Origin of the sequence: Acinetobacter zhairuonensis, assembly GCF_022601715.1 — a bacterium.
In the GTDB taxonomy this organism is placed as follows: Bacteria; Pseudomonadota; Gammaproteobacteria; order Pseudomonadales; family Moraxellaceae; genus Acinetobacter.
In genome coordinates this window covers 132,298-140,727 of record NZ_JAKVIM010000010.1, presented here as the reverse complement: position 1 = coordinate 140,727, position 8,430 = coordinate 132,298, and the positions used below count along the sequence as shown (strand labels likewise).

The following is an 8,430-nucleotide window of genomic DNA, read 5'->3' as shown; positions in this document are numbered from 1 at the left end:
GTTCTGACATTAGATTTAGGTTTAATGATGTGTGGTTGGATATTATAAAAGCAGGATTAGAAGTGCAAATTGAGAATGAGGAATTCTTGACCTTGTACAAGGCATATGGCATATTCCTGCTATAGTGGGCGAAGTTATAGTAATTCACTAAATATTGAAAAGCTCATCCAACAGATGGGCTTTTTATTTTGTACATCAAGATTCAGCTAAATAGAATTCAGTTATGTAAATTTGTAAATTTCCTGCTAATATTGAAAATGGGGAAATATATAAATGAAACTTTAAAATGCATACAATTTATCCATATAAAATTTCGATGTTTGATAAAATCAATGGAAAAGCAGGATACCCGAATTTAGGATCACTAGATGGTGGTAAAATTGATGCCTTCGATTTTATTAAAAATTGGATTGAAGATGTACAAAAATTGGCAATTGTTAGTCATAAAGATAAAAAAAATTCTATTCAGTTTAAGGGGTTTAAATTTGACCTGAAAAATAGAAGAATTTATGGTTGGATTTGCAGTGGGGATTATGGGATAGCAAATACTATTTTAAATGCCCATGATGGCTCACATGCTTATGATAAAACTGAGAATCATGTGGAGATGATTCCTCATTTCGTATATTTATTTATTCCGAAAAACTCACCAAAAGGTTTGGTTTTACTACATAGCGTGCGAAATTCTGGGGTTAAAACGATTTTTACAGAGATGATTAATGCTCAGTGTGAAAAAAAGATCCCAAATCGAAGATTTCAGGTCAACCCTGCACCATACAAAAAAGCATTGCAATTATGGCGTAGTGCTGTTGCCAAAGAAATCAAAGCTGTTCCTAAAAGTATTGCATCAGATATTGCCGATAAAGTTAAGAAAATTACCCCAAATGCTGAAACAATTGTAACTATCAAGCCCCCGATCAGTGGTAGTTTTGGAAAGTGGTCTGATTTCGATAAAGATGGCACCCCTCAATCTGAGTTATTAGAAGTGCTTGAAAAAGATTATGAAAATATTACTGCGACTTTTCAAGCTAATGGAAAAAAAAGAAAAATACGTATGGGGGCAAATGTAACAAATGATATTTGTATCATTGAAGCCCCTGATGATCTAAAATTACAGGGTGGGAATCCTCAGTTAGCTAGCATTCTAAAATGGTGTGAAGATATTCAATCTGACTTTAAGTGACCTGTCAGTTTTTTTATAATTTAAGGGGGGGAAATGAGTAAAAAAATTGATGTATTATCTATTATTGAAGGACATTTGTTTTCCTTGCGAAATTCAGATGGTTCATTTAACTTTTTTGATTTTTTAACTTTTTTTATTCTTCCCCTTACGCTTAGCACATTATCGGTTTTCTTTATTTCTAAAGTCTCAAATGATACAATTTCATTGTTGGTGAATTTTGGATCAATCTTTACAGCACTTTTATTATCAGTCTTAGTATTAATCTTTGATCAAGAAAATAAAATTGATGAACATTACGAAAAATATCTAATTTTCAAGGAAGAGCTAGATAAAAATCCAGACTTAAGTAAATCTCCTGCATATTCCTATATTTTTAATAAAAATCTTGACGAAAATTATGAAACCAAAAAGACTCTTTTAAAAGAGTTATATTTTAATATTAGTTTCTCTATAGTTGTATCACTATTTTTGGTTTTAATGTGTTTAGCGTATTCAAACTTAGGTGATTATTTAATAGTTACGAATGTTTGCGTGTTAATGAAAGTTGTTGTATTTTTTATTGTTTTAGCAGTCACGACTCTTTTTTTAAATATTTTAATGATAGTTAAGAGAATGCATGTGATGTTGACCACGTAGTTAAAACAATATAAACCACCTTATGGTGGTTTTTTTATTGGGCGTAATTTATGAATGAAAAAGACTACTTCTGGATAACTAAAAAGCGCCCACCGAAAACAAAGCCACGATCTAAACCATTGCCTAAGGCAAAACAGAAATATTTAGAAGCTGAAGAAGACTTTCAGCAGGCTTTAGAAGTCTTAGAAATCAAGTATGAGAAAAAATTTCACTTCAAATCTACCAAGAATTGGTGTTTTGATTTTCACCTCATTGAGCATCGAATCTTAGTTGAAATATCTGGTGGTCCCTGGTCAGGTGGACGCCGTGGAAAATTAGCGAATAAGGCATGGAGTTTAGATCGATATGATCATGCCGTTGAAATGGGTTTTACGATTGTACGTTTAGAGTCTTGCCCACGTTACAAGCTTGATGAAAGTGGACCACTACAAATCGATGCGATTCATGCGAGCCAGTGGCTTAAAAATTTAAAGAGGCATTTGTTTAATGGACCAGATCAGACCATTCCCGCCGACGGATCTGATTGATCAGGCGGAGGAAGAAGACGCTATTCGCTTAGCGCCCGCCGTGGAATTAAAAGACTGGGTGATTCAAAACTTCTTAACGCTTGGTGGTGAACTTCATAATCCAGATCATGACCATATTGCTGAGCTGATTCACGATGACGAAACATTCTTAGCATTTGCTTGGGCTTCATCAGCATGTATGGCAAAGAAACGCATGGTATTAGGTCAGTGTGAAAAGGTGATGTTCAATCAAGGTGGCTGGAAGAAAGCACGACAGGAACAACAGATGCGTGACTGGTTTGGTTATGTGCCAGTTTATCTCATTACAATTGATGCAAGCTTTTGCGAAAACTCAAATGATCGTGACTTCTGTGCTTTGATCGAGCATGAGCTTTATCACATTGGTGTTGAGCGTGATGAAGATGGCGACATTATGTATAGCGACCATACAGGACTGCCGAAGCATCACTTGGCCGCTCATGATGTAGAAGAGTTTGTTGGTGTGGTCAAACGCTGGGGAGCAAGCGAGAACGTGAAAAGGCTTGTTGAGGTCGCTAAGCAAGCGCCGTTTGTATCAGAGAAGAATATTGCTGCGTGTTGTGGGACCTGCTTGATCGGGTAGTTTAAATTTTTTTGCCCACTTACCTTGATGTACCTTGATGGATGGTGAGTTATGGCAAGACTAAAAAAAGCTGAAAAAGTCTTTATTGTACGGTCACTTGCACAATTTATGACACCCACTCAAGTTGTGGGGGAGATCAAGGAAAAATTCAACATTGATGTATCACCTCAGCAGGTGGAGACTTACGACCCAACTAAAGTGGCTGGTGCGGATTTATCACAAGAATTTGTTGATCTGTTTAATGTGGCGCGCAAGATTTATATCGAGCAGCCGATCTATAACATTGAAGGTGCCAATGACATTGTTCAGTTAAAAATTCTCAGTGATCTTTTAATGAAGAAAAAAAACAATACGCGAGATGCAATCAAACTCTCAGATCAGATCCAAAAAATCATCAAAGGGTTTTACGAAAAGAAGATAGAAATCACTGGCGCTGATGGTGGGCCACTACAAACTACGACCGTTCAAGCAACCCAAGAGCAAGTAAATGAAGCTGTGAGGAAAGCCCAAGAGGAATACTAAATGGATCTACAAACACAGGTAGAGAAAAAGCTGTGTGAGGATGAGCATTTATATTTCACACGAAGATTCTTTAAGCCTCGAATGGGTTTCAAGTTCATGGTGAATTGGCACCACCAATACGTTGCATGGCTCATCGATGAGGTAATCAAGGGCAATATTGCCAACTTGGTGATTAACGTTCCTCCTGGTGCAGGTAAAACTGAATTAACGACAAACTTGATACCACGAGGGCTTGCGCTTAATGCTCGTTCTCGCTTCCTGTATTTGTCTTTCTCACAGTCCTTGGTCGAAGGGGTATCTGATACAGCACGTGACATTGTGAAGTCTAAAGACTTCCAAGCGATGTGGAATCTACAGGTATCGAATAGCACTGACTCAAAGAAAGAATGGAAGATTACTGTAGATGATTATGATGTAGGGCATATCTACGTTGCTTCCATGGGTGGTCAGGTTACTGGTCGCCGTGCAGGTACCTTAGCTGAACAAGGCTTTACGGGTTGTATCATCATCGATGATCCACTTAAGCCTGAGGATGCCTTTAGTAAGATCAAACGAGATTCTGCAAACCGTAAAATTCTAAATACGGTGAACTCACGTAAAGCCAAGTCTGACACACCAATCATTATGATCATGCAAAGACTACACGTTGAAGATCCAACGAACTTTGTGATGACTGGCAATTTGCCTGGAGACTGGGAACAGGTTTCTATACCTGCATTGATTGATGAAGCTTACATAGAGACATTGCCCGATCATATTCAGCGCTTAGTACCTCGGGATGTGGAGCAAGATGAAAAAGGACGTCAAAGTTACTGGCCTCAGAAAGAGACTCTAAGATCTTTACTGCAGCTTGAAAAAGGTGGACAAGATAAAGAGGGTGCTACGGTATCCCGCTATACTTTCAGTAGCCAGTATATGCAAAATCCGAAGAAACTGGGTGGTGACTTAATCAAGGCTGAGTGGTTTGGATCTTATAAGTACTTACCGCCATTACAGTGGCGTGCGATCTATGTTGATACAGCCCAGAAGATCAAAGAGCACAACGACTTTACCGTGTTTCTTTTGGTTGGACTGGGCAACGATGGGAAGCTGTATTTGATTGACTTGCTTCGTGGCAAATGGGAAGCGCCAGAAATGAATAGGCAAGCCAAAGCTTTCATTGATAAGCATAAGGACTATACCTATGAGACTAGACCTATACGCTGGATGAAGGTCGAGGATAAAGCGCATGGTACTCAGTTGATTCAAAACCTTGGTACTTATGCTGGTGTGCCAGTCATTCCAGTACAGCGAAGCACAGACAAGCTGACACGCTTTATGGATATTCAGGTGCCACTCGAAAATGACTTTGAAAATAGACCAGATGATCGCTTTGTATTACTGCCAACCAATGCGCCGTGGATTGCGGCATTTATTGAAGAGTGTGAATCCTTCAATGCAGCGATGACACAAGATCACGATGACCAAGTAGATACGCTGATCGATGCAGTTGAAGAAGCAACAGTGATGCAGAACTATCAAGAACCAATGACAGGTTAAGTTATGGCAAAGAAAGACAAAAAGAAAGAATCGAATGGCCCCCAATCTGTTGGGGGTCATTTGTATTCGCAGCAAGCTGAAATGGCATTTCTAAACTTTCTGACACGCATGCCTGATCTGGATGAGGTGTTAAGAAAAGCGGGTGTACCACGTCATCGATTATCAGTACTTATGTACGATGAAGAGATCTATCAGTGTATTGAGAAGCGCCAGGATAAGCTTGAATCTGCTCCATTTCGGTTAGAACCATCGGAAGGATTAGCTGCTCAAATCATTAGTAGTGAGCTTAAGAAGTGGTGGTCTGAGCTGGTGTTAGGCACACAAGATGCACGTTGGTATGGCTATTCGGTCCTTGAGGCTGTTTATTCCAAACCAGAAAATCCATCGTTATTCATTGAAGGCCCCAACATCACCACATTCATTGGCTGGCAATGGGTAGGTAAAAAGCCAATGCAGTGGTTTGAGCCTAAGAATGATGGGCGATTGATGTTATTGCAAAACTATAATGATCAGCGCCGTGACATTGATTGCAATCAACAGTTCAAGCATTTCTTGACTCAATGTAAACCAAGTTTTGAAAACCCTTATGGCGAAGCTTTATTTAGCCGACTCTACTGGTTGTGGTTCTTTAAAAATGGAACCACAAAGTATTGGGCGAAGTTCGTAGAGCGCTTTGGTAATCCAATATTAAAGGGCAAGTCTAAGAATGTGCCGGCTATGCTCAAAGCATTATTAAATGCACATGCGAGTTCGGTACTTTCACTTAATCCTGATGAAGACGTTGATATTGTTTCGGCATCATCAAATGGTAATGGTGGATCAACAGCATTTGAGAGTTTTGACAAGAAAATTGAGCGAAGCATTCAAAAGCTTGTGCTTGGCCAAACCTTAACGAGTGGTACAGATGGAGCAGGATCAAGAGCTTTGGGTGAGGTTCACTTAGAGGTTCAGAACAATAAAGTTGATGCTGATATTCGGATGATTACCTCGACTATCCAAGCCATGATTGATGCGATTTGTGCATTGAATAACTGGGAGCGTCACATCATCGTCATTGGGGATGAGAAATCCTTAAATGCCTCTAAGGCTGATCGTGATGTGAAGCTGAAGAATGCGGGTGCAAATCTGACGAATCAGTACTTTCTGAGAGAGTATGGCTTACAGGATGGCGATGTTGCGGATGCACCTCAAAACGCCGTGCCGTCACAGTTTAAGGCCTTACCACAAAGAGCCTTTAGCTTTGCAGCCAGTACCAAGAAACTTTCACCAGAGCAGCAAGAAGTTGAAGAACTTACAGATGGTCAGCGATCAATTGATTTACTGGAGCAGAAGCAAGTGAATGAGCTGATTCAGTCCAGTGAGACGCCTGAGGATTTAGCATTCAATCTTATGCGGCTGATGCCAGGTGCAAGTGAAAGCCAATTTACGGCCAATCTAGAAATGGCATTGTATGCAGCTGATGTGCTGGGGTACGTCATGGCAAGTGGGGATAAATGAACCGCGTTACTTTTGGTACATAAGTCATTAGAATCATTACCACTTTATAAGAAAATAAACTTGGGGTGGTAATGATTGATCTTACAAAGTTAATAGAACTTTATATTAGCCGTAAGGATAAGTTTGCTAAATCAGAAGATAGGGCCAAGCGTAGATTGGAATACTTTACTGAGATTTCTGAAATTGAATCTAATAAGGATATGTCTTCCGACGAAAAAAGAGCAAGAAAGAATTCAGCAGCTCAAAAGTTAACAGGCAATGGTTTAGCATCTTACGACTTAGTTGATTATTATTTTAGACATCCTAATTTTATAAACTTTGAAGTTATTGCACCCATTGTAGGATTTTGGGATCAAGTTCTTATTAAGACGACTGATGAAAGTGGAAGAATTACTAAATTAGATCTAAATATGAAAACTTACTCCAAAGAAGTTTTCATGGCGCTCTTTTCGTTGGTTTTCTTTGCCTTCATTTTCCTAGCATGCATGTCTTTGGGAAGTTGGTTTATTAACTATATGGCTTCGAACTTTTATATAAGTAAGAGTGTAATAGGTATTGGTTACCTCATTTTAATCTCACCAATATTTTGCTTTTGGTTGCTCTTATTTTATTGGTTTTTAAACCTGACTGACTTGAAACGGTTAGTGAAGTAATCAGGTAAATCAGCAGCTTATAAGCTGCTTTTTTTATGGGTGATGATATGCAACCTGTTACGTTCTTAGAGGCTCTGCATTTCGCTCAGTCTCGTAAAATCGTATTGCCTGATGAGTTCTACTCAATGGATCTCAACACACGGCAATTGGCGACTACAGTGAGTTTTTTGTCTGGTATTGAGCAGGTTGAGACCGTCATTAAATCGCTGAATAAAACCTTGGCTGAAGGCGGAACATTCAACGACTTCCAGAAGTTGGTTGAAGAAAACGAGATTGTGCTGAGCAAGTATTATCTCAAGAATGTATTCCGCACCAATATCCAGACGGCTTATGGCCACGGACGTTGGCAACAGCAGCAAAAGAATAAGGCAAAACGACCTTATTTGATGTACTCAGCGATTGATGACACGCGGGTGCGTCCGAGTCATTTGGCATTGAATCGAATCATCAGACACATCGATGATCCTTTTTGGTTGCTGTATTACCCGCCGTGGGGATTCATGTGCCGATGTACAGTGATTGCATTGACTGAGAAAGAAGCTCAAAAGCTTGGCATTACTTCTGATGAAGACTTGCCTCAAGTCGCTGCAGATATGGGATGGTCTACCAGTCCTTTGACCTATGGTGAGATGCAGGACGTAGTAGATCAGAAGATTACTGACTCCATTCTCGATAAGGAATATCTGCTCGAGCAGAAACAAGCAATTCAGGCCGAATGGACTGCAAGTAAGAAATTGATGAGCCTGTTATCTCCAATGAATGATTCCAGTCGGGATCTATTCAACACGATTGCAGACACAGTGGTACCACTTGATCCGACACTTAGACCAAGTGCGATCAAGACGCTGGTGGATTATGTGCAGGGGAATGATGCCGCATTAACAGCTTATGTTCAGAAGCCTACTATCTCATTGGCAGAGGAGGTGCTTAAGCGTTGGGTAACGGATGATATGGCCAAGATTCAGTCTATATCAGCAAATACCTTAGATGTTGTCACAGGATCCACAACACTGGCAAATGCGGCTTCGCTTGAAGTGGGCAAAGTTATCACCTTGGATTCGCCGTTACTGCTTACAGTAGCACAATCAAATATTGTGATTCAGATCGAGAATGCTAAAGGCTTAGGCATTGATCTTGAAAAGCTCAATGCAGGGCAAGGTGTGCTGTTTGAAATGGGGTTGTCGTTTGAAGTGATTTCAGTGGAAATGGTGGAAGGTAAGATGGTTTATGCATTGAGAGTATTTATGAATTAATATTAATTTCATTGTAAAT

9 protein-coding genes are annotated in these 8,430 nt (G+C 39.6%); all 9 read left to right on the top strand.

Going from position 1 to position 8,430, the window contains the following annotated elements:
- Positions 1 to 286: 286 nt before the first annotated feature.
- The 9 genes from MKI85_RS09985 (at position 287) to MKI85_RS09945 (ending at position 8,411) form a co-directional block, all read left to right on the top strand.
- Positions 287 to 1,183: a hypothetical protein gene (locus MKI85_RS09985; RefSeq protein ID WP_241627367.1), complete on the top strand. Its 897-nt coding sequence runs from the start codon at positions 287 to 289 to the stop codon at positions 1,181 to 1,183.
- Between the two features lie 33 nt (positions 1,184 to 1,216).
- Positions 1,217 to 1,819, top strand: coding sequence for a hypothetical protein (locus MKI85_RS09980; RefSeq protein ID WP_241627365.1), 603 nt, complete (start codon positions 1,217 to 1,219; stop codon positions 1,817 to 1,819).
- A gap of 50 nt (positions 1,820 to 1,869) precedes the next feature.
- Entirely contained in the window at positions 1,870 to 2,346 is a 477-nt protein-coding gene (locus MKI85_RS09975) for a hypothetical protein (protein WP_241627363.1), read from the top strand.
- Positions 2,306 to 2,947 (top strand): putative metallopeptidase, encoded by a 642-nt coding sequence (locus MKI85_RS09970; RefSeq protein ID WP_241627360.1) that lies wholly within the window; start codon positions 2,306 to 2,308, stop codon positions 2,945 to 2,947. The genes MKI85_RS09975 and MKI85_RS09970 overlap by 41 nt, the downstream gene beginning before the upstream one ends.
- A 51-nt stretch (positions 2,948 to 2,998) precedes the next feature.
- The gene (locus tag MKI85_RS09965) at positions 2,999 to 3,469 is read left to right on the top strand and encodes a DUF2280 domain-containing protein (protein ID WP_241627358.1); all 471 of its coding nucleotides are present in this window, start codon (positions 2,999 to 3,001) and stop codon (positions 3,467 to 3,469) included.
- Positions 3,470 to 5,008 carry a phage terminase large subunit gene (terL, locus tag MKI85_RS09960; RefSeq protein WP_241627356.1) on the top strand — a complete coding sequence of 513 codons (1,539 nt, stop codon included), beginning with the start codon at positions 3,470 to 3,472 and terminating at the stop codon, positions 5,006 to 5,008.
- Positions 5,009 to 5,011: 3 nt separating this feature from the next.
- On the top strand, positions 5,012 to 6,505 hold the full coding sequence (locus MKI85_RS09955) for a phage portal protein family protein (RefSeq protein ID WP_241627355.1): 1,494 nt from the start codon (positions 5,012 to 5,014) through the stop codon (positions 6,503 to 6,505).
- Positions 6,506 to 6,576: 71 nt separating this feature from the next.
- Positions 6,577 to 7,158, top strand: coding sequence for a hypothetical protein (locus MKI85_RS09950; RefSeq protein WP_241627352.1), 582 nt, complete (start codon positions 6,577 to 6,579; stop codon positions 7,156 to 7,158).
- Between the two features lie 47 nt (positions 7,159 to 7,205).
- On the top strand, positions 7,206 to 8,411 hold the full coding sequence (locus tag MKI85_RS09945) for a phage head morphogenesis protein (RefSeq protein ID WP_241627350.1): 1,206 nt from the start codon (positions 7,206 to 7,208) through the stop codon (positions 8,409 to 8,411).
- The last annotated feature ends 19 nt before the right edge of the window (positions 8,412 to 8,430 follow it).